At 60.4% G+C, this 23,386-nt stretch carries 31 protein-coding genes; 30 read left to right on the top strand and 1 reads right to left on the bottom strand.

What is annotated here, in order from left to right; all coding sequences use genetic code 11:
• The 19 genes from rplB to dxr all read left to right on the top strand — a co-directional run.
• Positions 1-635 (top strand): 50S ribosomal protein L2 (gene rplB, locus Q6E04_RS06260; protein WP_303249944.1); only part of this gene is annotated, 635 nt, incomplete at its 5' end.
• A gap of 24 nt (positions 636-659) precedes the next feature.
• Positions 660-929 carry a 30S ribosomal protein S19 gene (gene rpsS, locus Q6E04_RS06255; RefSeq protein WP_009138459.1) on the top strand — a complete coding sequence of 90 codons (270 nt, stop codon included), beginning with the start codon at positions 660-662 and terminating at the stop codon, positions 927-929.
• A gap of 14 nt (positions 930-943) precedes the next feature.
• On the top strand, positions 944-1,285 hold the full coding sequence (gene rplV, locus Q6E04_RS06250) for a 50S ribosomal protein L22 (RefSeq protein ID WP_303249943.1): 342 nt from the start codon (positions 944-946) through the stop codon (positions 1,283-1,285).
• A gap of 2 nt (positions 1,286-1,287) precedes the next feature.
• On the top strand, positions 1,288-2,010 hold the full coding sequence (gene rpsC / locus Q6E04_RS06245) for a 30S ribosomal protein S3 (RefSeq protein ID WP_303249942.1): 723 nt from the start codon (positions 1,288-1,290) through the stop codon (positions 2,008-2,010).
• On the top strand, positions 2,010-2,432 hold the full coding sequence (gene rplP, locus Q6E04_RS06240) for a 50S ribosomal protein L16 (protein WP_303249941.1): 423 nt from the start codon (positions 2,010-2,012) through the stop codon (positions 2,430-2,432). The genes rpsC and rplP overlap by 1 nt, the downstream gene beginning before the upstream one ends.
• On the top strand, positions 2,432-2,641 hold the full coding sequence (gene rpmC / locus Q6E04_RS06235; RefSeq protein WP_009138463.1) for a 50S ribosomal protein L29: 210 nt from the start codon (positions 2,432-2,434) through the stop codon (positions 2,639-2,641). Before rplP ends, rpmC begins: the two co-directional genes overlap by 1 nt.
• Before the next feature lie 16 nt (positions 2,642-2,657).
• Positions 2,658-2,921 carry a 30S ribosomal protein S17 gene (rpsQ, locus tag Q6E04_RS06230; protein ID WP_123198146.1) on the top strand — a complete coding sequence of 88 codons (264 nt, stop codon included), beginning with the start codon at positions 2,658-2,660 and terminating at the stop codon, positions 2,919-2,921.
• Between the two features lie 40 nt (positions 2,922-2,961).
• Positions 2,962-3,330, top strand: a complete 369-nt coding sequence (gene rplN, locus Q6E04_RS06225) for a 50S ribosomal protein L14 (RefSeq protein WP_123198145.1) — start codon at positions 2,962-2,964, stop codon at positions 3,328-3,330.
• A 20-nt stretch (positions 3,331-3,350) separates the two neighbouring features.
• Entirely contained in the window at positions 3,351-3,668 is a 318-nt protein-coding gene (rplX, locus tag Q6E04_RS06220; RefSeq protein ID WP_303249945.1) for a 50S ribosomal protein L24, read from the top strand.
• A gap of 135 nt (positions 3,669-3,803) precedes the next feature.
• Positions 3,804-4,352: a 50S ribosomal protein L5 gene (gene rplE, locus Q6E04_RS06215; protein ID WP_303249940.1), complete on the top strand. Its 549-nt coding sequence runs from the start codon at positions 3,804-3,806 to the stop codon at positions 4,350-4,352.
• A gap of 49 nt (positions 4,353-4,401) precedes the next feature.
• Complete coding sequence (locus Q6E04_RS06210; protein ID WP_123198143.1) at positions 4,402-4,587, top strand: type Z 30S ribosomal protein S14; 186 nt, start codon at positions 4,402-4,404, stop codon at positions 4,585-4,587.
• A gap of 98 nt (positions 4,588-4,685) precedes the next feature.
• A complete protein-coding gene (gene rpsH, locus Q6E04_RS06205) occupies positions 4,686-5,084 on the top strand; it encodes a 30S ribosomal protein S8 (protein ID WP_303249939.1) in 399 nt (132 codons plus the stop codon).
• A gap of 19 nt (positions 5,085-5,103) precedes the next feature.
• The gene (gene rplF, locus Q6E04_RS06200) at positions 5,104-5,649 is read left to right on the top strand and encodes a 50S ribosomal protein L6 (protein WP_303249938.1); all 546 of its coding nucleotides are present in this window, start codon (positions 5,104-5,106) and stop codon (positions 5,647-5,649) included.
• A 26-nt stretch (positions 5,650-5,675) separates the two neighbouring features.
• Positions 5,676-6,044 carry a 50S ribosomal protein L18 gene (gene rplR, locus Q6E04_RS06195; protein WP_123198140.1) on the top strand — a complete coding sequence of 123 codons (369 nt, stop codon included), beginning with the start codon at positions 5,676-5,678 and terminating at the stop codon, positions 6,042-6,044.
• A gap of 15 nt (positions 6,045-6,059) precedes the next feature.
• Positions 6,060-6,599, top strand: coding sequence for a 30S ribosomal protein S5 (gene rpsE / locus Q6E04_RS06190; protein ID WP_123198139.1), 540 nt, complete (start codon positions 6,060-6,062; stop codon positions 6,597-6,599).
• A gap of 3 nt (positions 6,600-6,602) precedes the next feature.
• On the top strand, positions 6,603-6,794 hold the full coding sequence (gene rpmD, locus Q6E04_RS06185; protein WP_303249937.1) for a 50S ribosomal protein L30: 192 nt from the start codon (positions 6,603-6,605) through the stop codon (positions 6,792-6,794).
• 222 nt (positions 6,795-7,016) lie between these two features.
• Complete coding sequence (gene rplO / locus Q6E04_RS06180; protein ID WP_123198137.1) at positions 7,017-7,466, top strand: 50S ribosomal protein L15; 450 nt, start codon at positions 7,017-7,019, stop codon at positions 7,464-7,466.
• Entirely contained in the window at positions 7,460-8,740 is a 1,281-nt protein-coding gene (gene secY / locus Q6E04_RS06175; protein WP_303249936.1) for a preprotein translocase subunit SecY, read from the top strand. The genes rplO and secY overlap by 7 nt, the downstream gene beginning before the upstream one ends.
• Before the next feature lie 177 nt (positions 8,741-8,917).
• Positions 8,918-10,147, top strand: a complete 1,230-nt coding sequence (gene dxr / locus Q6E04_RS06170) for a 1-deoxy-D-xylulose-5-phosphate reductoisomerase (protein WP_303249935.1) — start codon at positions 8,918-8,920, stop codon at positions 10,145-10,147.
• 129 nt (positions 10,148-10,276) lie between these two features.
• Here dxr and Q6E04_RS06165 read toward each other — a convergent pair whose 3' ends face one another.
• A complete protein-coding gene (locus Q6E04_RS06165; RefSeq protein WP_303249934.1) occupies positions 10,277-10,963 on the bottom strand; it encodes a GNAT family N-acetyltransferase in 687 nt (228 codons plus the stop codon).
• Positions 10,964-11,281: 318 nt separating this feature from the next.
• Between Q6E04_RS06165 and Q6E04_RS06160 the strand changes: the two genes are divergently transcribed.
• From Q6E04_RS06160 to Q6E04_RS06110, 11 genes are all read left to right on the top strand, one after another.
• Positions 11,282-12,763, top strand: a complete 1,482-nt coding sequence (locus tag Q6E04_RS06160) for a S1C family serine protease (RefSeq protein WP_303249933.1) — start codon at positions 11,282-11,284, stop codon at positions 12,761-12,763.
• 142 nt (positions 12,764-12,905) lie between these two features.
• Positions 12,906-13,625 carry a UMP kinase gene (gene pyrH, locus Q6E04_RS06155; protein ID WP_303249932.1) on the top strand — a complete coding sequence of 240 codons (720 nt, stop codon included), beginning with the start codon at positions 12,906-12,908 and terminating at the stop codon, positions 13,623-13,625.
• A gap of 19 nt (positions 13,626-13,644) precedes the next feature.
• Positions 13,645-14,202: a ribosome recycling factor gene (gene frr, locus Q6E04_RS06150; protein ID WP_303249931.1), complete on the top strand. Its 558-nt coding sequence runs from the start codon at positions 13,645-13,647 to the stop codon at positions 14,200-14,202.
• Between the two features lie 396 nt (positions 14,203-14,598).
• The gene (locus Q6E04_RS06145) at positions 14,599-15,384 is read left to right on the top strand and encodes an isoprenyl transferase (protein ID WP_303249930.1); all 786 of its coding nucleotides are present in this window, start codon (positions 14,599-14,601) and stop codon (positions 15,382-15,384) included.
• Positions 15,381-16,328 (top strand): phosphatidate cytidylyltransferase, encoded by a 948-nt coding sequence (locus tag Q6E04_RS06140; protein WP_303249929.1) that lies wholly within the window; start codon positions 15,381-15,383, stop codon positions 16,326-16,328. The genes Q6E04_RS06145 and Q6E04_RS06140 overlap by 4 nt, the downstream gene beginning before the upstream one ends.
• A 299-nt stretch (positions 16,329-16,627) precedes the next feature.
• Positions 16,628-17,797, top strand: a complete 1,170-nt coding sequence (locus Q6E04_RS06135) for an acyl-CoA dehydrogenase family protein (RefSeq protein ID WP_368656404.1) — start codon at positions 16,628-16,630, stop codon at positions 17,795-17,797.
• An 87-nt stretch (positions 17,798-17,884) separates the two neighbouring features.
• Positions 17,885-18,649: an electron transfer flavoprotein subunit beta/FixA family protein gene (locus tag Q6E04_RS06130; protein ID WP_303249927.1), complete on the top strand. Its 765-nt coding sequence runs from the start codon at positions 17,885-17,887 to the stop codon at positions 18,647-18,649.
• An 11-nt stretch (positions 18,650-18,660) separates the two neighbouring features.
• On the top strand, positions 18,661-19,635 hold the full coding sequence (locus Q6E04_RS06125) for an electron transfer flavoprotein subunit alpha/FixB family protein (protein WP_303249926.1): 975 nt from the start codon (positions 18,661-18,663) through the stop codon (positions 19,633-19,635).
• Between the two features lie 30 nt (positions 19,636-19,665).
• Positions 19,666-21,714: a heterodisulfide reductase-related iron-sulfur binding cluster gene (locus tag Q6E04_RS06120; RefSeq protein ID WP_303249925.1), complete on the top strand. Its 2,049-nt coding sequence runs from the start codon at positions 19,666-19,668 to the stop codon at positions 21,712-21,714.
• A gap of 200 nt (positions 21,715-21,914) precedes the next feature.
• Positions 21,915-22,580: a bifunctional phosphopantothenoylcysteine decarboxylase/phosphopantothenate--cysteine ligase CoaBC gene (coaBC, locus tag Q6E04_RS06115; protein ID WP_303249924.1), complete on the top strand. Its 666-nt coding sequence runs from the start codon at positions 21,915-21,917 to the stop codon at positions 22,578-22,580.
• Between the two features lie 3 nt (positions 22,581-22,583).
• Positions 22,584-23,354 (top strand): type III pantothenate kinase, encoded by a 771-nt coding sequence (locus Q6E04_RS06110; protein ID WP_303249923.1) that lies wholly within the window; start codon positions 22,584-22,586, stop codon positions 23,352-23,354.
• Positions 23,355-23,386 lie beyond the last annotated feature (32 nt).

The following is a 23,386-nucleotide window of genomic DNA, read 5'->3' as shown; positions in this document are numbered from 1 at the left end:
ACTTCAAGCGCAACAAGGACGGCGTGCCCGCCAAGGTTGCCACGATCGAGTACGACCCCAATCGTTCCGCCCGCATCGCCCTTCTGCACTACGCAGACGGCGAGAAGCGCTACATCCTGCATCCCAAGGGCCTGCAGGTCGGCGATACGATCCTCTCCGGCGTCGGCGCCGACATCAAGCCCGGCAACGCCATGCCGCTGTCCGAGATTCCCGTCGGTACGCTGATTCATGCCGTCGAGCTTCAGCCCGGCAAGGGCGCTGCAATCGCCCGTTCCGCCGGCACCTCTATCCAGCTCATGGGTAAAGAGGGCAAGTACGCCATCCTGCGTATGCCCTCCTCCGAGATGCGCCGCGTGCTCCTGACCTGCCGTGCCACCATCGGCGAGGTGGGCAATGCCGAGCATGCCAACATCAAGATCGGTAAGGCCGGCCGTAACCGCTGGAAGGGCATTCGTCCTACCGTCCGCGGTACCGTCATGAACCCTGTCGACCACCCGCACGGTGGTGGCGAGGGCAAGAACAAGTCTTCGGGCCGTCATCCCGTCAGCCCGTGGGGCGTTCCCACCAAGGGCCATCGCACCCGCAACCCGAAGAAGGCTTCGAGCCGCCTGATCATTCGTCGCCGCAAGAAGTAAGCGACTAAACGTTAAGGAGAAACTGTGAGCAGAAGTTTGAAGAAAGGTCCTTTCGTTGAGCCGCGTCTTCTCGGTCGCATCAATGCGATGAACGCTGCCGGCGAAAAGAACGTCATCAAGACGTGGTCTCGCTCTTCGACCATCTTCCCGGAAATGGTGGGTCACACCATCGCCGTCCATGATGGCCGCAAGCACGTGCCCGTTTATGTCACCGAGTCCATGGTCGGCCACAAACTGGGTGAGTTCGCTCCCACCCGTACGTTCAAGGGCCATGCCAACAAGGGCAAGAAGTAAGGAGGTAAACACACATGGAAGCAAAAGCAACCGCTAAGTACGTGCGTGTGACCCCCCGCAAAGCACGTCTCGTCATCGACCAGGTTCGCGGCAAAGACGTCGTCGCCGCCCGCGAAATCCTCCGCTTCTCCGAGCGCGCTATCGCCGAGGTCGTGGAGAAGGTCCTGAACTCCGCCGTCGCGAACGCGGAGAACAACCACCACATGCGTTCCGCCAATCTCGTCGTCAAGGCCGCCTATGTCGACGAGGGTCCCACTCTCAAGCGCATTCGTCCGCGTGCTAAGGGCTCCGCTTCGCGCATCCGCAAGCGCACCAGCCACATCACCGTCATCGTTGCGCCGCGAGAGGAGGCATAAGCATGGGTCAGAAAATCATGCCCACCGGCTTCCGTCTCGGCATCACCGAAGACTGGCGTAGCCGCTGGTATTCCGACAAGGATTACGCCAAGAACCTGGAAAACGACCTCGCTATCCGTCGTTTCCTGGACAAGTACCTGGCCAAGGCCGCTGTCTCCAAGATCGAGATCGAGCGTGCCGGCGACAAGGTGAAGATCATCATCACCACCGCTCGTCCGGGCGTCGTCATCGGCAAGAAGGGCGCTGAGATCGAGAGCCTGCGCAAGCAGCTCGCCAAGATCGTCGGTGCTCCGGTCAACATCGAGGTCGTCGAGGTCAAGCGCCCCGAGCTCGATGCCAACCTGATCGCTCAGTCCGTGGCCGAGCAGCTCGAGGGTCGCGTCGCATTCCGTCGCGCCATGCGCAAGGCCGTTCAGTCCGCCCGCAAGTCCGGCGCCCTGGGCATCCGTATCCAGTGCTCTGGTCGTCTCGGCGGTGCCGAGATGAGCCGCCGCGAGTGGTACCGCGAGGGTCGCGTGCCTCTGCACACCCTGCGTGCGAAGATCGACTACGGCTTCGCCACCGCTGCCACCACCATGGGTTCCATCGGTATCAAGGTTTGGGTCTACCACGGTGAAAAGCTCCCCGGCGGTAAGGTTCCCCAGCCCGCTCTCGAGGGCAACTCTCGTCCGTCTCGCGGCCGTCGCAACGACCGCAACGATCGCAACGAAAGGGGTGCTAAATAATGCTCGCTCCTAAGCGCATCCGTCACCGCAAGGTGCAGCGTGGTTCCATGAAGGGCAAGGCCAAGGGCCATACCACCCTCAACCACGGCAGCTATGGCATCCAGGCTCTCGAGGCCCATTGGATCACCAACCGTCAGATCGAGGCCGCCCGTATCGCTATGACTCGTTACATGAAGCGTGGCGGTAAGGTTTGGATCACGATCTTCCCCGACAAGCCCATCACCGAGAAGCCCGCTGAGACCCGAATGGGTTCCGGTAAGGGTAACCCCGAGGCTTGGGTGGCCGTCGTTAAGCCGGGCCGCATTATGTTCGAGATCGACGGCGTCGACGAGGCCACCGCTAAAGAGGCTCTCCGTCTCGCCATCAACAAGCTGCCCATCAAGTGCAAGATCGTTTCCAAGGAAACGGAGGTGGCTGAATAATGAAGCCCGTAGAGATTCGTGAACTCTCTTCCGACGACCTGAACGTCAAGCTGAAAGAGGCTCGCGCCGAGCTGTTCAACCTGCGTTTCCAGATGGCTACCAGCCAGTTGGACAACACCGCTCGTGTGAAGCAGGTCAAAAAGGACATCGCGCGTCTGCAGACCGAGATGCGCGCTCGCGAGATCGCCGCTGCCGGCGCACTGAAGTAAGGATTCGGGGAAACAGATGACTGAAGAAATCCGTAACTCCCGCAAGGTCCGCCAGGGTATCGTCGTCAGCGCACCCGGCAACAAGACCATTGTGGTTCAGATTAAAGAACGCAAGCCGCACCCCGTGTACGGCAAGATGATGACGAGCACCAAGAAGTTCCATGCTCATGATGAGAACAACGAGTGCGGCGTCGGCGATACCGTTTCCATCATGGAGACGCGTCCGCTGTCTAAGACGAAGCGCTGGCGCCTCGTCGAGATCATCGAGAAGGCCAAATAGTCTACGCTTTTGCGTAAGCTAGTATCGGAAGGATTGCACAATGATTCAGATGCAAACCATGCTGAACGTTGCCGACAACTCCGGCGCACGCAAGGTGCAGTGCATCAAGGTTCTCGGCGGCTCTAAGCGCCGTTACGCGGGCCTTGGCGACGTCATCATCTGCAGCGTCAAGGAGGCGGCTCCTAACGGCAACGTCAAAAAGGGCGATGTCGTGCGCTGCGTTGTCGTGCGTGTGAAGAAGGAAGTCCGTCGCAACGACGGTTCTTATATCCGCTTCGACCAGAACGCTGCCGTGTTGATCAACAACGACGGCGCTCCCAAGGGCACCCGTATCTTCGGGCCCGTGGCTCGCGAACTGCGCGATAAGAAGTACATGAAGATCGTGTCTCTGGCACCTGAAACGCTGTAAAGGAGGTCAGAAGCATGAAAATGAACATCCGCAAAGGCGACAAGGTCGAAGTCATCACCGGCAAGGACAAGGGCAAGCAGGGCGTGGTCCTGCGCGGCATCCCCCAGGACGAGCGCGTGCTGGTCGAGGGTGTGAACATGGTCAAGAAGGCCATGCGTCCCACCCAGCAGAACCCTCAGGGCGGCATCATCACCAAGGAGGCTCCCATCCACGTCTCCAACGTGATGCTCGTTTGCCCGAGCTGCGGCAAGCCGACCCGCGTTGCCAACAAGCGCGTCGACGGCAAGAAGGTCCGCGTCTGCAAGAAGTGTGGCGCAGACATCGTCGAGGCTAAATAACTAAATTTTTGTGAGCGGGGGTTTTATAATCCCCGCTTGCTTGGTACAATGACCCTCCCTGCGTGTTTAGCGCGGGGATAGGGACGTAGGGTCGGAAATCCTGCGTTTAAATCATCGAAAAGGAGAAATTTCAAGATGGCTACTCCTCGTCTGAAGGAAAAGTACACCAACGAAATCGTCGCGCAGCTCGAGCGCGAGCTCAACATCGACAACATCAACAAGGTTCCCCGCCTTGAGAAGATCGTCGTGAACATGGGCGTCGGCGCCGCTGCGTCCGACTCCAAGCAGCTCGATGCCGCCATGGCCGACCTGCGCGTTATCACGGGCCAGCAGCCCTGCGTCACCCATGCCAAGAAGTCCATCGCAGGCTTCCATATTCGCCAGGGCATGGCCATCGGCTGCAAGGTCACCCTGCGTGGCAACCGCATGTGGGAGTTCCTGGACCGCCTGCTGTCCATGGCCCTTCCTCGCGTGCGTGACTTCCGCGGCATCCCCACGACCTCTTTCGACGGTCGCGGCAACTATACGCTCGGCATCACCGAGCAGCTGATCTTCCCCGAGATCGAGTACGACAAGGTCGACCGTACCCGTGGTATGGACATCACCTTCGTCACCACCGCCGAAAACAACACGGACGCCAAGGCCCTTCTGGATGCCCTGGGCTTCCCGTTCAAGAAGAACTAGGTTTCTACTCGACATCTGTTGAGTGAAGAAATAGGAAAGAAGGAAAAGCATGGCAAAAAAATCGATGATCGCCAAGGCTGCGCGCGAGCCGAAGTTCTCGACTCGTAAGTATTCCCGCTGCACCCGCTGTGGCCGTCCGCACTCTGTGTATCGCAAGTTCGGTCTCTGCCGCGTGTGCCTGCGTGAACTCGCTCACAAAGGCGAACTGCCCGGTGTGACCAAGGCTTCCTGGTAAGACTTCGCACATCGGCGTGTGCCGGTCGGTAAGGCGTACGCGCTACGGGCGCCATTACGTACCTCCGACTCCGCTCATCACGAACCAAAGGAGAAAACATGAGCATGAACGATCCCATCGCAGATATGCTTACGCGTGTGCGTAACGCAAACTCTGCTGGCAAGGCTACGGTTTCTATGCCGTCCTCGAAGAAGCTCGTCGAGATTGCCCGTATCATGACCGAAGAGGGCTACGTCCAGGGTTATGAAATCACCCCGGCCGCCCCGCGCGACATCCTCGAGATCACCCTCAAGTACGGTGACAAGAAGGAGAAGGTCATCCGCGGTATTAAGCGTATTTCCAAGCCTGGTCTGCGTATCTACGCCGGCAAGGATGAGCTGCCCCGCGTTCTGGGCGGCCTGGGCACGGCTGTCGTGTCCACCTCTAAGGGTGTTATGACCGACCGCGACGCCCGCAAGGCCGGCGTCGGCGGCGAAGTGATTGCGTACATCTGGTAAGGAAAGGAAGGAGCTAGATATGTCTCGTATCGGTAAGCAGCCTATTCCGGTTCCTGCCGGAGTCGAAGTCGCTATCAACGACAACAACATCACCGTCAAGGGCGGTAAGGGCGAACTCTCCTACGATTTCAACCCGATCATGAGCGTTGCTCATGAGGGCGACGAGATCATCGTCACCCGTCCCGACGATTCCCGCGAAGCCCGCAGCTTCCACGGCCTGACCCGCACCCTCATCGCCAACATGGTCGAGGGCGTTTCCGCAGGCTTCGAGAAGAAGCTCGAGCTGGTGGGCGTCGGCTATCGTGCCGCTCTCAAGGGCACTGCCCTCGAGCTGCAGCTCGGTTACTCTCACCCCGTCGTGGTCGAGGCTCCCGAAGGCGTCACCTTCGAGGTTCCCGATCAGACGCACATCACCGTCAAGGGCGCAGACAAGCAGCTGGTCGGCGAGACCGCGGCTATCGTGCGCAAGTGGCGTAAACCCGAGCCTTACAAGGGCAAGGGCATCCGCTACGCCGGCGAGCAGGTCCGCCGCAAGCTGGGCAAGGCCGCCAAGGGCGACAAATAGCGACTCAGGTGTGAAGGGATTTTAAGATGAAGAAACTTCAGAAGAAACAAGCTGCGCTGGCTCGTCGCCATCGTCGCGTGCGCGGTAAGATCTCCGGCACCGCCGCTCGTCCGAGGCTTTGCGTCACCCGCTCTAACTCCAATGTGTATGTCCAGTTCGTCGACGACGTCGCAGGCAAGACCCTGCTCGGCGTGAGCACCCTGGGCCCCGACTTCAAGGCCACCGGCAAGTCCGGTGCCAACGTCGAAGGCGCTGCCGCCCTCGGCGAGATCGCGGGCAAGAAGGCCGTCGAAGCCGGCATCACCGAAATCGTCTTCGACCGCGGTGGTAACCTGTACCACGGCCGCGTCAAGGCTCTGGCCGATGCTGCTCGCGAAGCCGGCCTGAAGTTCTAGGAAAGGGTAGGGTAAATGACTCCTCGTAAAGAAGAAAAGAACCAGTCTGCCGTTCCTGAGCTTCAGGAGCGCGTGGTTTACATCAACCGCGTTTCCAAGGTTGTTAAGGGCGGCCGTCGTTTCGCTCTGACCGCGCTGGTCGTCGTCGGTGACGGCAACGGCCGCGTCGGCGTGGGCATGGGCAAGAGCCAGGAAGTGCCTGTCGCCATCAAGAAGGGCATCGAGGATGCCAAGAAGAACATGTTCAGCATCCCGCTGACCGAGGCTGGCACCATCCCCCACGAGATCATGGGCGAGTTCGGTGCAGGCCGCGTGCTTCTCAAGCCTGCTACCCCTGGTACCGGCGTTATCGCCGGCGGCCCGGTTCGCGCTCTCATGGAGCTCGCTGGCGTCAAGAACGTGTTCGGCAAGTCTCTCGGTTCCGACAATGCTATGAACATCGTCAAGGCAGCTGCCGAGGGCCTCAAGGAGCTCTCCAACGTCAATGAGGTTGCCGCCCGCCGTAACGTGAGCGTCGCTCACATTTACGGTTGGTCTGAGAAGAAGGAGGCATAAATCATGGCCGAGGCTCAGAAGACCCTCCATATCACCCAGACCCGTTCCGCTATCGGACGCAAGGCCGATCAGGGCGCTACCCTGAAGGCTTTGGGCCTGGGTAAGATCGGCCGCACGGTCGACCATGCCGACAACCCGACCATCCGTGGCATGATCTTCAAGGTCAAGCATCTCGTCGAGGTCGTCGAGGACTAACGATGAAAGGCCGCTCGTAAGGGCGGCCTTTTTGATTTTCAAGAAACCCCCGGTCAAGTCAGATATTCTTCTGGCAATTACGGGGGTTTCGGTGTATTCTAGAAAGGCTTGTGCTTCTAGGGGCGTCGTTGCCCGCACAGGCAGGTAATCATAGTTGGCCGGCGAGCGAGCTGTCGGCTGAGAACGGGATACACCCGTCCGAAAAAAGCGAAAGGAATGAACATGGAACTCAAAGACCTGCGCCCCGCAGAGGGCTCTACCAAAAACCGCAAGCGCGTCGGTCGCGGTCCCGCGTCCGGTCATGGTAAGACCTCCGGCCGCGGTATGAACGGCCAGAAGTCCCGCTCCGGCGGCGGCAAGCGCCCCGGCTTCGAGGGCGGCCAGACTCCTCTGGCTATGCGTCTGCCGAAGCTCCCCGGCTTCCGCAACTTCAATCGCGTCGAGTACGTGCCCGTCAACGTCGACCGTCTCGAGCTCAAGTTCGAGGCCGGCGATGTCGTCGATCACGAGGCTCTGGTTCAGAAGGGCATCATCAAGAGCGTCGACGCTCTGGTCAAGGTCCTTGGCAACGGCGAGCTGACCAAGGCTCTGACCGTCAAGGTCGATAAGGTTTCCGCGAGCGCTGTTGCCAAGATCGAGGCAGCCGGAGGAAAGGTCGAGCAGTCTTGCTAAGAACCATCATCGATGCGTTCAAGGTGCCGGAACTTAGGAATAAGATTCTGTTCACCTTGGGCATCCTGGCACTGTACCGCTTCGGCGCGTACGTGCCGGTGCCCGGCATCCCCTTCAACGAATTCGCGAATGCATTCGCGTCGAGCGGCGTGAGCATGACTATGCTCGACCTGTTCACCGGCGGTGCGCTGTCGCACTTCTCGGTGTTCTCGTTGGGTATCATGCCTTACATCACCGCGTCCATTATCATGCAGCTCATGCAGGGCGTCATTCCCGCCGTGGGCCGCTGGTCGAAGGAGGGCGAGACCGGTCGCAAGAAGATCACCCAGGTCACTCGTTTCCTGACGCTCGGTCTGGGCTTGATCAATGCCATCGGCTACCTCTTCTTGTTTAAGAGCAGCCAGTACGGCGTGGTGTTCTCGAGCGAGGTCCCCGAAATCGTGACCGATATCATCGTCGTGTTCACTCTGGTGGCGGGCACTGCCTTCATCATGTGGATGGGCGAGCTGATCACTCAGCGCGGTATCGGCAACGGTATGTCGCTGATCATCTTCACGTCGATCATCTCCCGTGTTCCCTCGGCCATCTTCAGCAGCGTCAATCTGCAGGCCGATATGGGCATGGGCATCGTGATCACGGTGGTCATCGTCGCGATCGTGCTCCTGTGCATCCCCGCGATCATCTTCGTGGAGCGTGCCCAGCGCCGTATCCCGGTCAACTATGCCAAGCGCGTCCAGGGTCGTCGCATGATGGGCGGCCAGAGCACCTACATTCCCCTCAAGGTGAATGCAGCGGGCGTTATCCCCATCATCTTCGCAAGCTGCTTGATTTACTTCCCGGCTCAGCTTGCCGCTCTGTTCAATGTCGGCTGGCTGACGGCTGCTGCGAACGCCATGAGCACCGGCTGGGTCAACTGGCTGCTTACGCTGGGTCTGGTTGTCTTCTTCGCGTACTTCTACACCTCCATGGTGTTCAATCCCGAAGAGACCAGCGACAACCTGCGCAAGCAGGGCGGCTTCATTCCGGGCGTGCGTCCGGGTTCGGCGACGACCGACTACATCAAGCGCGTGATAAATCGCATCACGCTGCCTGGCGGTCTGTTCATCGCCTTGATCGCCGTCGTGCCTTCGATCCTGTTCTACTTCACGGGTAATCAGCTGATCCAGGCATTCGGCGGTACGTCGATCCTCATTATGATCGGCGTCGCCTTGGATACCATGTCCAAGATCGAGTCGCAGCTCAAGATGCATAACTACGAGGGCTTCTTCAAGTAGGCCGCGTAGTCGCTTCAAAGGCTTTGGAATCCCCTCGCTATCGCGAGGGGATTTTTTTTGTACCGTCCTGCGTATACGCAAGTTTGACGCTCGTTGCGAGGCGCTCCGAGCGCTCGTCCGGACGGGCACTACAATGGGCTTGAGAAATAATCGTTCTATTGAGGAAAGAGGGTTTCTATGTCGACAGAAGGTCGCGTGCGCAAGCGCATCGCAGTGCTCGGGTCCACGGGTTCTATCGGCCTGCAGACGCTCGATGTCGTGCGCCGTCATTCCGACGAGCTCGAAATCGTGGCGCTTGCCGCCAATACGAACGTCGCCAAGGTGATCGGGCAGGCGCATGAATTCAAGGTGAGCAATATAGCGTTCGGCGACGAGCGTCTGAGGGAAAATCCGATGCTTGCCCAGGCTCATGGCGGCGTGTCGGTCGGCTTCGGGCAGCAGGGTCTTTTGGGCCTGGTGCGTCTGGACGAGGTGGACGTGGTCGTGAACGCGCTTGTCGGCGCCGCCGGCATGCGTGCGTCGTATGAGACCCTTGCGTGCGGCAAGCAGCTCGCTCTGGCCAACAAGGAGAGCCTTGTTGTAGCGGGCGATCTGATCATGCCGCTGGCTGCGAAGGTGGATGCCCTGCGCGTCGAGCGCGGTATCGCACCGCAGGCAGGTCCTGCGGGCGCCCTCATGCCGATCGATTCCGAGCACGGCGCCATTTACCAGTGTCTGCTGGGCGAACGTCATGAGGAAGTATCGGCCTTGTGGGTCACGGCCTCGGGCGGACCGTTTCGCGGCATGACGCGCGCCGAGCTTGCGGGCATGACGGCCAAGCAGGCCCTCGCGCATCCCACGTGGAAAATGGGCCCGAAGATTACGATCGATTCCTCGACGTTGATGAACAAGGGCCTCGAAGTGATCGAGGCGCATCATCTGTTCGCCATGGATTATGACAAGATCAAGGTGGTCGTGCAGCCGCAGAGCGCGATCCATTCGATGGTCGAATTCTCCGACGGCAGCGTGAAGGCGCATCTGGGCACCACCGATATGCGCATTCCCATCCAGTTCGCGCTGAGCTATCCCGATCGATGGGAAGCGCCGGTCGAGCCGCTCGACTTCACGCGCCTGGGCTCGCTCGAGTTCTATCCTGCCGATACCGACACGTTCCGCTGCCTCGCCTTGGCTCGTCATGCCGGCAGCACGGGCGGCACGCTTCCGTGCGTCATGAACGCGGCTAACGAAGTGGCCGTGGCGGCCTTCCTCGACGACGCCTGCGGCTATCTCGATATCGACGCGTGCGTCGAACATGCCATGGAGCTTCATGTGAAGCAGGGCGTGCAGCGCGTCGAAAGCCTCGACCAGCTTGACGATGTGGACGCCTGGGCCCGCGGCGTCGCGCGCGAATTCATCGCTTCCAAGTAACACGCGCCGCATTGGAGCCTGAACGATATCGCCCCCGTTTCCGCCTTCGATGCTCGAGGGAGGAAAACGGGGGCGATTTTCATCTATAAGGGCGTCGCGTCCGAGGCGCGTGACGCGGGTGCGGCGCGACTATGCCGCCAGCGGCTTGGGGTAGCGTACCATGCGGCGTTCATACACGTCGAAATCGGGGGAGTGCAGCTCGTCAACCATTTCGAATCCCAGATGCTCGTACATGCTCTGCAGCCTGTCGGAGTAGCACTCAAGGTAACATTTCAGGCCGTGTTCGTCGGCGAATGCGAAAAACGGCGCAAGCATCCTGCGCAGCGACCCCTTGCCGCGCGCTGCGGGGTCGACGGCCCAGGCGAAGAAGTTGATGTGGTCTTCGCCGCCTGCATGTTTGCGCGCCCAGTCGAACGAGGAGATGGCGACCATCTCCTGCTCCCTGCGCTCGAGCAGTTCGACTTCCTGCGGGGTTGCCGTTTCGAGGAAGCGTTTGCCCGCCTGTGCGCCTTCTACCGAGGTGATGGTCTCGCCGCCCAGCTCGCTATACAGATAGCCGCCCACGGCCGCCGTCATGTCGTCGAGCATGAAGATGGCGCCGTAAGGCGCGAAGGCCTCGATGTCGTCGGCGAATACCGCATGCAGAAGCTCTCGTTTGCGCGCGTCGTCGGTGCCGATTTCGTCGAGCGCTTCGAGCCAGGTGACGAACCACATCTCTTCCATGAAGCTGTCGCCGAGCAGAATCGCGGCGCGATGCGCGAGCTCGCGGTCTTCCGGTTTCACGGTGGTCAGTCCTGCGAGGTTCATTGCTACCATTCCTCTCATGTTCGTTGCGCTTATGTCCTCTATATAGATGCTAGCATCCGGCCGAGCTTGCCGCGCCTTGGCGGCCTAGGCGTTCCCAGGTTGTCAAACGCTGCCCGTGCGGCTTCTCGCGCGTCGTCTCCAGCACTGTTTTTTCAGCTTCGACGAGCCGAATGTGTACGCAATGTGTCGCGGCTACGTTCACGAGCGTATAAAGGGCAACGCGGCGATGACGATGCGGGCCGCCCCTCTTTTCAAGAAGGCGTGCGGCGTTTAGAGTTCTCAGCGAAAAGAGCACATGCCCCCACACAAGGAAAGCGAGATATTGATATGAGCGAAGAGAACAAGAACACGTTCGAGTCCGGCCCCGAGCAGCCGCAGGCGAATGCCGATGCGGCCTTCCAGACCCAGCCGCATCCGCTCCACGCCGCACAGCCCCAGATGGGCGCTTCGGCGCAGGGCTATACCCAGCAGCAGGCCGCTTATCAGCAGCAGGTCTACCAGGCATACGCCGCCCATAACGGCGCGCAGCACGTCAAGACCGAGAAGGATCCCGCCAAGAAAAGCCTCATGAAGACCTTCGGCGTGAGCTTTGCGGGCGCGGCCTTGGCCGTCGTCCTCGGCTTGGGGGGCTTTGCGGGCTTCAACGCCTTGAGCGGTCAGGGTTCGTCCACCTCGCTCGGCGCGTCCACCACCACCAATGTGACCGCCTCGGACACCGAGGCGACGCTCGCCGAAGCGGTGGCCGCTAAGGCGTTGCCTTCCGTGGTGAGCATCGACATCTACCAGAAGGCCTCGTCTTCGTCGCAGTCGGCCTTCGGTTTCGAGGTGCCGGGCGCGGGCAGCGACGACACGCTCACGCAGGCCTCCCTCGGTTCCGGCGTAGTCATTTCCAAGGACGGCTACATCATCACGAACAACCACGTGGTCGAAGGCGCCGACGCCATCAAGGCCACGATCAACGGCCAGGAATACGACGCCCAGTTCGTCGGCAGCGACGCCTCGAGCGATATCGCGGTGATCAAGGTGGACGCGCCCGATTTGACTCCGATCGAAATCGGCTCCTCGTCCGACCTGCAGGTCGGCGAGTGGGTCATGAGCTTGGGCAGCCCGTTCGGTCTTGAAAACTCCGTGTCCGAAGGCATCGTGAGCGCCCTGCAGCGTTCCACCACCATGCAGGACGAGACCACCGGCGAAACGGTCATCTATCCCAACATGATCCAGACCGATGCCACGATCAATCCCGGCAACTCGGGCGGCGCGCTGGTCGATGCCAACGGCAAGCTGATCGGCATCAACTCCATGATCCAGTCGGCCTCCGGCTCCAGCTCGGGCGTGGGCTTCGCGATTCCCGTGGATTACGCCATGAACCTGGCGCAGCAGATCATCGAGGGCAAAGCCCCCACGCATGCCCAGCTTGGCGTGTCGATGGCTCAGATCGATGCCCAGATGGCTCGCTATTACGGCCTTCCGACGGACACCGGCGTATACGTGGCCAATGTGTATGACGGCACGGGAGCGGCCGATGCCGGGCTGCAGCGCGGCGACATCATCACCGGCTTCGACGGCCAGAGCGTCACGTCGCCTTCCGATTTGCAGCTGATGGTGCGCCAGAAGAACCCGGGCGACACCGTCGACGTCACGGTGAATCGCGACGGCCAGGAGCAGACGCTTTCGGTGACGCTGGGATCCGACGAGAACGCATTGGCGGCCTCGTCGCAAAGCGACCAGTACGGTTATGGCAGCGGTAACGGCAACGGCTATGGCAACGGCTACGGCAACGGCTACGGCATGTACGGTTTCGGCTACTAGGCGGCACGTTCGTCGCATACGGCCGTGCATTGCTCGGCAATTTCGATGAACATGGGAAAAAGGGTCGCGCCTTTGGTGGGTGCGGCCCTTTTTGTTAGCGTACAATAGCGCGGATACCATGATTCTTTCGAAAGGGGATTTCATGCCTGCAGAAGGTTACAAATACAACCGCGTGCTGCTGAAGCTTTCCGGCGAGGCCCTGATGGGCGACGCCGGCTACGGCATCGACCCGAAGGTTATCGACGACCTGGCCGAGCAGATCAAGGAAATCGTCGACGACGGCGTCCAGGTGGCCATCACGGTCGGCGGCGGCAACATCTTCCGCGGCGTTGCCGGCAGCGCCGATGGCATGGATCGCGCTCAGGCGGATTACATCGGCATGCTCGCCACCGTGATGAACGCGCTGGCGCTGCAGGACGGCCTCGAGCGTCACGGCGTTTCTTCGCGCGTCCAGTCCGCAATCGAGATGCATCAGGTCGCCGAGACCTACATCCGCTTGCGCGCCATCCGCCACATGGAAAAGGGCCGCGTCGTCATTTTCGCCGCAGGTACGGGCAATCCGTATTTCACCACCGACACCACGGCCGCTCTGCGCGCGTGCGAAATCGACGCCGACTGCATGATGAAGGCCACCAAGGTCGACGGTATCTACGATAGCGACCCCAAGACCAATCCCGATGCCAAGAAGTTCGACAAGATCAGCTACCTCGACGTGCTTACCAAGGAGCTCAACGTCATGGATGCGGCTGCTATCTCGCTGTGCAAGGACAACGAGATGCCGCTGCTCGTGTTCGATATGACCACGCCCGGCAATATCGGACGCATTCTTAAGGGCGAAGACGTCGGAACGCTCGTGTACTAGAGAAAAGGGGAAACCGGACATGACTGCTGAAATCATGAGTGCCGCCGAGGCCAACATGAACAAAGGCCTCGACAACCTGAAGGAGGCGTTCGCCGGCGTTCGCACCGGTCGCGCCAACCCGATGATGCTCGACAAGATCAAGGTCGACTACTACGGCGTTCCCACGCCCATCAATCAGATGGCCGCCGTGAAGACCCCCGATGCCCATATGCTGGTCATCGAGCCGTGGGACAAGTCAATCCTGCGCGGCATCGAGGCCGCCATCCTGGCGAGCGACCTCGGCATCACCCCGTCCAACGACGGCGCGGTTATCCGCCTTCCGATTCCCGCCCTCACCGAGGAGCGCCGCAAGGAAATGGTCAAGGACTGCAAGACCTACGCCGAGGAAGCACGCGTGGCCGTGCGCAACGCGCGCCGCGACGCCAACGCCAAGATCGATCGCCTGAAGAAGGACTCCGAGATTTCCGAGGACGACGCCCGTCGCGCCGAGGAGCAGGTTCAGAAGCTCACCGACAAGTTCGTCGCTTCCGTCGATGAGATGCTGAAGAAGAAGGAAGCCGAGGTTATGGAGATTTAGGTTCCGTCGGCCTTTCGGCCGACGGAACGGGTCGTCCGGCTGCGCACGAGCGGGACGGCGCATGCGGCGCTCCAAGCGGGACTCGCGTACCGAAGTACGCTTCGCCCCGCTTTCACGCCGACTGCATCTGCCGCGCTCATCCTCGCCTGCGTTTCGGCGACCTGGAATTCCTTGTTCGCCTCGCCTGCGCTTCGGCAGGCCGGAGCCTTTCGCTGCGCTGGGCGACCTGGTGTTCTCTTCATTGTTTCGCGCTTTTTGCCTGAGCCGCCCTTCGGGGCGGCCGGGCTGGAAATGCACCGAAGAAGCCGTCCGCATGACGCGGGCGGCAGCTGTTTTTTTCGGTCTATTTCCAGCCCGTGTTTTCACGCGGCCCCGATTCGATGGAAAGGGGTGCTTATGCTTCACAAGCCTCTCGACGCTATATTTCCGAGCCCGCCCGACGGGCTCGATCCTTTCGCGCTCGATCCCGAGCGCGTCCCCGAACATGTCGCCGTCATCATGGACGGCAACGGCCGCTGGGCGAAGAAGCGCGCCTTGAATCGCCTGAAAGGGCACAAGGCGGGTATCGAGGCCGTACGCGAGACCATTCGATGCGCGAGCGATGCCGGCGTGCGCTATCTGACCATTTACTCGTTTTCAACCGAAAACTGGAAGCGACCCGAAGAAGAGGTCGTCGGGCTGATGGACCTTTTCGCCAAAACCATGCTTGCCGAAGTGGACGGATTGCATGAAGAGCGTGTGCGCGTGCGCACGATCGGCGATCTTTCCGCGTTGCCCGAGGATACGCGCGCGGCATTCGACGAGGCCTGGAAAAAGACCATGGATAACGACGGCATGACGCTGCTTGTCGCGGTGAATTACGGCTCGCGCCAAGAGATGCTGCGCGCCGTGCAGGCGTGTATGCGCGAAGCCGTCATCGCGGCGGAAGAGACGGGGTCGGTCCCGCAGGTCGACGAGCGCATGTTCGAACGCGGCCTTTATACCGCCGACATTCCCGATCCCGATTTGGTGATCCGCACGTCGGGGGAAATGCGCGTGTCCAATTTCCTTCTGTGGCAGATGGCGTATTCCGAGTTTTATTGCACCGATGTGCTCTGGCCCGATTTCGATAGGTACGACTTCTTGCGCGCTTTGCTGGACTATCAGGGCCGCGACAGGCGTTTCGGGGCGGTGCGGTCGTGAGCAATACGCACGAAATGAGGGAACACGCCCATCAGGCGTATGAATCGGCGAAATCGACGGCGACGGGCAAGAAGAACGCCGCGAAGAAATTCGTTTACGATAAGACGCCTGCGAAATTCAAGAACGCAAGCGACCTGCAGGTTCGTTTCCGCACGGGATTCGTCTACGTCACGGTTTCCATACTGTGCATCATGGGCGGCGAATTGAGCACCGTGCTTCTGCTCTGCGTGCTATCGGGCATCGCGGCAGGCGAATTCTTCTACATGCTGCGCAGCGATGCGAAGCTTCCCAACGAGCTTCTGGGCACGATGGCTGCGGTCGCGTATCCGATCAGCGTATGGCAGTTCGGCATGCCCGGCGCCCTCGTCGTGACGGGCGCGCTTCTTGTCGCATTGCTGGTATGGTACGTATTCTGGATGCGGGCGCGTATCGGCGATGTGGGCGTGTCGTTTTTCGGCGCGGCCTACACCGGCCTGCTGTTGTCGAGCCTGATCGTAGTGCGTCAGGCCGTCCCTGGATTTTGGGGCGGCGTGCTGGTGGTCGGCATTTTCTGCAGCGTATGGGCGAACGATTCATTCGCCTACCTGGTGGGAAGCAAGCTCGGCAAGCATAAGCTTGCTCCCCGCATTTCGCCGAAGAAAAGCTGGGAGGGCTTTGTCGGCGGCCTTCTTGGGTCGGTCGCCATCTGGTATGCCCTCTCGTTCATTCCCGGCGTCGAAATGAGCATAGCCCAGGCCGTTGCTTTCGGCATGATGTGCGGCCTTGCAGGCGTGCTGGGCGACTTGGCGGAAAGCCGCATCAAACGCAACTCGGGCGTCAAGGATTCGGGAACCATCATGCCCGGTCACGGCGGCATCCTCGACCGGTGCGACTCGTTGTTCCTTGCTTCGGTGGTGGCGGCCGTGCTGCTGGTGGCGGGAGACTGCATTCCATACGTGCTGTGATGAAGGCCGTCCGCATTGCGCGCGGTCGGACATATGTCGCCTTTATTTCAAGGCCTCCTCGGAACCTTTTCGAGGAGGCCTTTGTTTTGGATGCCGATGACCGCCGGAGCGCATCGATGTTCTTTTCGGACAAGGTGGCGCGAGTGTGTGAAAAACGGCGTCGATTTCGGTCGGAATCGCTCAGTTATTTCGTATATTTCCATACAATATTAAAGAAGTATCCCATCAATATTGAACTAAGAGCTATATAAAAATGAATAGTACCTATAATATTTTCAAAGTTATCAACAAACTTTGAAATGTGGGTAAAAATGAGATACGAAATCAACGAAGAAGAGGCCATGATTCTGAAAATGGTCGACGATATCTGCACGAATGTCGTTTCGCAGCGCGCAGCCGAAATCGACGAGCAGGATGAATTCCCTGAAGATATCTATCGTCTTTTCGCCGAACAAGGCCTGTTCTCGTTGGCGTATGGCGAAGAATACGGCGGATGCCAGGTCGGTATGCATTGCTGGGTCCGCATGATCGAACGCATTTCCAAGGAATCGCCCGCCGTGGCGCTGATGGTCCTCATATCCGCCATCGGGTCCGACGCTCTTGTGTTTTCGGGAAGCGAAGAGCAGAAATCGACGATTCTTCCGCGACTCGCTTCAGGCGAGGCGAAGATCTGTTTTGCGTTGACCGAACCGCGTGCGGGCTCCGATATATCTTCCATCTCGACGACGGCGAAGCCGGTCGATGGAGGCTGGAAGATCGACGGAGCGAAGATTTTCATCACGAACGGAGAGGTGAGCGACTATTTCACGGTATTCGCGAAAGTGCCCCGGGACGACGAGATGCTGCCCACATGCTTCGTCGTCCCTCGCGATACCTCCGGATTGGTCATCGGCCGAAAAGAACACAAGATCGGCCTGCGCGGCTCTGTGACCTCGCAGTTGTTTTTCGAGGACATGTTCGTGACCCCCGATATGCTGGTCGGCGAAGTGGGGCAGGGGTTCGATATCGCGCACCACACCCTTAACCGCGGAAGGCTCGCGGTGGCGGCGCTTTCGACGGGTGTGACGGCGGCGTGCGTCGAGGCCGCCGCCACATATGCGCAGGAAAGGGTTCAGTTCCATCGCAGCATCTCGGATTTCCAGGCGGTTAAATTCATGCTCGCCGACATGGAGATATCGCTCGAGGCGTCGCGGCTTCTGCTCGATCAGGCGGCCGACGCATATATGGACCGTTCGGCGGACATGATGAAAACCGCTTCGGCTGCGAAGGCGTTCTGTTCGGAGCATGCGGTCGACGCGGCGCGCGACGCCGTTCAGATATTCGGCGGTTACGGCTTGTGCAAAGACTACCCGGTCGAGCGCTACTACCGCGACGCGCGCGCGTTCACCATCATCGAGGGCACGAGCCAGGTGCAAAAGAGCCTTGTGGCGAAAGCGGTTTTGCGGGAATACGCGAAACCCGAGGCGTAGCAGGCGCCGTTTGCTGCGCTGGGTGGAGAAAAACGCCTCGCGTCTCATCGTTTTGATTCCGACTTCCGAAAGAAAAGAGGGTAGGACATGAAGATTGTCGTATGCGTGAAGCAGTCGGTCGATTCGGAGGCGGTTCTTGCGTTCGACGAATCCGGCAGCGTTGCCAAGGAAGGGCAGACGCTCGTCATCGACCCGTACAGCGAATTCGCCGTAGAAAAGGCGGTCAGGATCAAGGAGTCTTTGGGCGCCGAAGTGGTCGCGTTGTGCATCGGATCGCCCGATGCGCTTCCCGTCATCCGTCACGCGCTTGCCATGGGCGCCGATTCGGCGGTCTTCGTCGAAGACGCCGCTCTCGCCGATGGCGACCCTGCGGCGAAGGCGGCCGTTCTGGCCGAGGAGATTCGCGCCATGGGCGCCGATCTGGTCATGGGCGGATGCATGTCTTCCGATACGGCTCGCGCACAGGTCATGCCGCGTATCGCTTGCATTCTCGGAATCCCCCACGTCAACACGGCGGTGGATTTGGAAATCGAAGGCGATGTGGCGCATGTCGTGCGCGAGATAGACGACGGCAAGGTCGCGATCGACATGGAGCTTCCCGCGGCGGTTTGCGCTCAGCAGGGATTGGCCGAACCCCGCTATCCTACCGTGCGCGACATCATGCAATCCAAGCGTAAGCCGATCGAGACGCATGCCGCAAGCGGGAATGCGGATGCGGGCGCGACGCTGCAAGTGCTTGCGGTCTCTTCCAAGCCGAAGCGGGTGGGCGGCCGCATCGTGGAAGGCGACGGAACGAAAGAGATGGTCGCCAATGCGGTCCGTATGCTTCGCGACGAGGCGAAAGTGCTTTAGGAGGAAACGACATGGCTGATATCTGGGTATACGCCGAGGTGAAAGACAAGGCCTTGCGACATGTGACCTACGAGATGGTGACGGCGGCCCGTTCGCTGGCCGATGCGTCGGGCGAATGCGTCGTGGCCGTCGTGGCCGAAACGGAAGTCGAGGGCGTGCAGCGCCTCGCCGAGTTCGGCGCCGACCATATCGTTCTTTTGGGCGACGCCGTCGAGCCGTGCGAAACCGAAGCGGCGGCGGCTATGCTTGCCGACCTTGCGTCGAAAAGAAATCCTTCGGCCATCATGTTCGCCCATTCGTCGTTCGGGATGGATGTGGCGCCTTCGATGGCGCAGCGTCTCAGGACGGTCTATATCCCCGAAATCGTCGCGGTCGATCCCGAACGGCGTGCCGCCGTGCGCGAGGCGTATTCGGGCAAGGTCGTCGAAGCCGTTAAGATACCCGATGAGGGCCCGTCGGCGTTGATGACGGTGAGGCCGAAGGCCATAGAGGCGCGCGTCGTGCGCGAAGGCGCGACGGTGTGCGAGACGGCCTGGACGCTTCTTTCCGGCGTCGATGCGCGCCAGGTCGTCAAGGATATCGTCCGCAAGGTGTCGGGCCGTGTGGAACTGACCGAAGCGGATCGCGTCGTTGCGGGCGGCCGCGGCGTCGGCAGCGCCGAAGGATTCGCGACGATCGAAGAGCTGGCCGACGTGCTCGGCGCAGCGATCGCCGCTTCGCGACCGGTGGTAGACGAAGGCTGGCTCGATATTCAGTACCAAGTCGGCCAAACGGGCAAGGCCATCGCGCCCGGCCTTTACATCGCCTGCGGCATTTCGGGCTCGATCCAGCATATGGCCGGCGTCTCGGCGTCGAAGTGCATCGTCGCCATCAATCGCGACCCGGAGGCCGAAATTTTCAAGGTGGCCGACTACGGCATAGTCGCCGACCTGTTCGAAGCGGTTCCCCTGCTTACGCAGGAATTGAAATCGGTACTCGATGCGTAGACGCCTTGGTGTCGGGGAAGGATGACGGGCATGGATGCGGTAACGCCGACGCGTGAATTGTTCTGGAACATCTCGGGGCAGTGGGTCATGTATCCGCTGTTTCTCGCGGTCGTTGCATTCTTCGTCCTATTCTATGTGCGGCGCGTGAAGCTGTGGCGTATCGGACGGCCCGACGACAGGTCGGGCCATGTCGGGCTGCGTCTGCGCGGAGCGTTGCGCGACGCCGTTTTGCAGGTTCGCGTTCTGCGCGAGAAAAAGGGCGGCATCATCCATCTTGCCATGTATGCGGGCATGATCGTGCTGCTTTTGGCCACGGCGTTGACGGCGGCCGATGCCGATCTGGGAACGTCGTTCGTGCAAGGCAGGCTTTACCTCTATTTCTTCTCCTTGACCGTCGACGTTGCGGGACTGCTGTTCTGCATCGGCATGGCGGCAGCGCTTATTCGCCGTGCGATGCGGAAGAACAGGGGCCTCGACACTTCCGCTTCCGACATCGTCATTCTGGTCGCCTTGCTCGCTATCGGCATATCGGGCTTTTGCGTCGAGGGGCTGCGCATCGTCGGCACCGATGACCCGTGGCGTTTTTGGTCTCCTGTGGGAAACGTATTCGCCGCGCTCTTCGCGGGTCTCGATGCGGAACAGATATCGGCTGCGCATCGGATTTTGTGGTGGAGCCATCTCGTTCTTGCGTTCGTCGTTTTGGGCGCATGGACTTACACGAAGCTCGTTCACGTGCTGCTCGTGCCGGCGGGCGTGTATTTCAGAACGCTCGACCATAAGGCGACGCTGCCGTATATCGACCTCGAAGACGAAGAACTCGATTCCATGGGCGTGGGGTCTATCGACGAATTCACATGGAAAGACCTATTCGATGCCGAAGCATGCATTCGGTGCGGACGTTGCGTGAACAATTGCCCCGCCAGCATGACGGGCAAAGAGCTTTCTCCGAAAGGGGTCGTTCAAGGGCTTCGCGTCCAGCTTGAAGAGCATGGGCCCTCTATCGCTGCCGCGCGCAAAGCTGCCGATCGAGGCGATGGGCGAAAAGAAGGGCAGGCGGCCGCCTCCGGGGCGTCGGAGCGCATCGCGCCGGTCGGTTCGGTTCTTTCCGAGAACGCTTTGTGGGATTGCACGACATGCGGCGCATGCCAGGAACAGTGCCCCGCGATGATCGAGGTCCCTTCGAAAATCGTCAAGATGCGTACCTATCAGGTATCGATGGAAAGCGCGTTTCCCAGCGAAGCCCAGCAGTCGTTCAGGGCTCTCGAGAACAACGGCAATCCCTGGGGCCTGGGTTGGCAGACGCGCGCGAATTGGGCCGAAGGCCTCGATGTTCCCACGTTGGCGGAGAACCCCGATGCGGAATACGTGTTCTGGCCCGGATGCTCGGGTGCATTCGACGCGCGCAATCGCAAGGTGAGCATCGCGCTCGTCAAGCTGCTCAAGGCGGCGCGCGTCGATTTCGCGATTATCGGCAACGAGGAAAAGTGCTGCGGCGATGCCGCTCGTCGCATGGGCAACGAATATGTGTATTACATGCTCGCATCGGAAAACATCGCCACGCTGAATTCGTACGGAGTGAAGAAGATCATCACTCAGTGTCCGCATTGCTTCACGAGTCTTAGCGTCGACTATCCTCAGCTGGGAGGCCGTTATGAAGTGATTCATCATGCGGAGCTGCTTGAGCGGCTGGTCGCCGAAGGGCGTCTGCCTATCGCGAGCGGCGCTTCGAAGCGCGTGGCGTATCACGATTCGTGCTATTTGGGTCGCTATAACGGCATCTATGAGGAGCCGCGCTCTCTCTTGAGGGCTGCGGGTCGCGATGTGGTCGAGATGGAAAGGGCGTTTTCGGAGAGTTTTTGCTGCGGTGCCGGCGGAGGTCGCATGTGGCTCGAAGAGAAGGAGGGCGCCCGCATCAATTTCGAACGCGCGCGTCAGGCGCTTGAAACGGATCCCGATGAGGTATGCACGGCGTGTCCGTTCTGCTTGACCATGCTCTCCGACGGCGTGGCTGCGAAAGACGCCGCCGTGCCGGTGCGCGATATCGCCGAAATTCTGGCCGATTCCCTTCCCGAAGCGTAGATTCGCTTGCCATGCGGACCTCGACCGTTCGCGATACGTCCGACTTTCCGGCCTATTCGCACGTCGCGGGAGCCAAATGCGTTTTCTCGACGGATGCGTGGTCTTTTTCGGCTAGACTGTTTCTGGTTTATCGAGCATAAAAACAACATTTTATGCCTTATTGTGGAAATAAGTCTATCGCGAAGAGATTGGAACGATCAATGACCGAACGCGATTTGGATGGCAAGCGGATTCTTGTGACGGCGGGACCTACGCAGGAGGCCATCGACCCCGTTCGCTTCATCAGCAACCATTCCACGGGCCGTATGGGCTATGCGATCGCGCAGCGCGCTTGCGAGCGTGGGGCCGATGTGGTGCTGGTATCGGGCAAGGTTTCCATCGAGGCCCCCGAAGGGGTCGAGCTGGTGCCCGTCGTGAGCGCCCAGGATATGTTCGAGGCGGTCGCTTCTCGCTATGAATCCTGCGATGCGGTCATCAAGGCTGCCGCCGTGGCGGATTATCGCCCCAAGCATGCGGCTTCCGACAAGATGAAGAAGAAGGACGGCGACCTGACGATCGAGCTCGAGCGCACGGTCGACATTCTCTCGTGGCTCGGCGCCCATCGCATGCCCGGCCAGCGTCTGTGCGGCTTCTCTATGGAGACGCGCGACGTGATGGAGAACTCCCGCGCCAAGCTCGACCGCAAGAAGGTCGACATGATCTGCGCGAACTGCCTGAAAGAGGACGGCGCGGGCTTCGGCACGCCGACGAACCACCTCACGCTGATCTCTCATGAACGCACGGTGGACCTGCCCCTTATGGACAAGATCGACGCGGCCGACCGCGTGCTCGACGAACTGTTCGCGATCGCGCCGAAAGGGGAGTAGCCGATGCTTCTGACGGTCGATATCGGCAATACCAACGTGGTCATGGGCCTTATGCCCGAACGAGGCCTGCTTGCCTCCAACTTGCGCTTTCCCACGGATAAGCGCCGGACGGTGCAGGAGTTCATGGAAGGCTTCGAGGCGTTGGTCGCCATGCATGGCTTCGATTTCTCCAACGTCAACGGCGCCATCGTGAGCTCCGTCGTGCCCGAGCTCACCGATTCGGTGGTGGCGTCGGTGCGCGCGAAGACGGGCGATGCGCCGCTCGTGGTCGACCACCGCATGGATCTGGGCTTTACGATCGACATGGAAACGCCCGAGAAGCTGGGCGTCGACATGATCGCCGACGCCGCGGGCGCCATCAACGATTACGACGGCAACCTGGCCATCTTCGACATGGGTACGGCCACTACGTGCTCGGTGGTGAGCGCCGACCGCGTCTACCTGGGCTCGATCATCATGCCCGGCGTCGTGATCTCGCAGGATGCTCTGACCGCGAAGGCGTCGGCGCTGCCGTTCATCAAGTTCGAGCGCCCGAAGCGCCTGATCGGCCGCGATACGGTCGACTGCATGCGCAGCGGCGTGATCTATGCCAATGCGGCCATGATGGACGGTCTGGTCGACCGTATCTCCGATGAGCTGGGCGGCCCGGTCCTGGCTGTGGCCACGGGCGGCATTTCCCGCCTGATTGTGCCTGCCTGTCGCAGATACGTGGTGCACGATCCCAACTTGCTGCTGAAGGGCCTGTGGGACCTGTATCACCGCAATATCTCGTAACGCGTCGCGTTTCGTGCTGCCGGCCGCGCCTG

The organism is uncultured Slackia sp. (genome assembly GCF_959608125.1).
In the GTDB taxonomy this organism is placed as follows: Bacteria; Actinomycetota; Coriobacteriia; order Coriobacteriales; family Eggerthellaceae; genus Slackia.
Note: the sequence above shows the minus strand (reverse complement) of the source record. Positions and strands in the feature narration are given on the sequence as shown.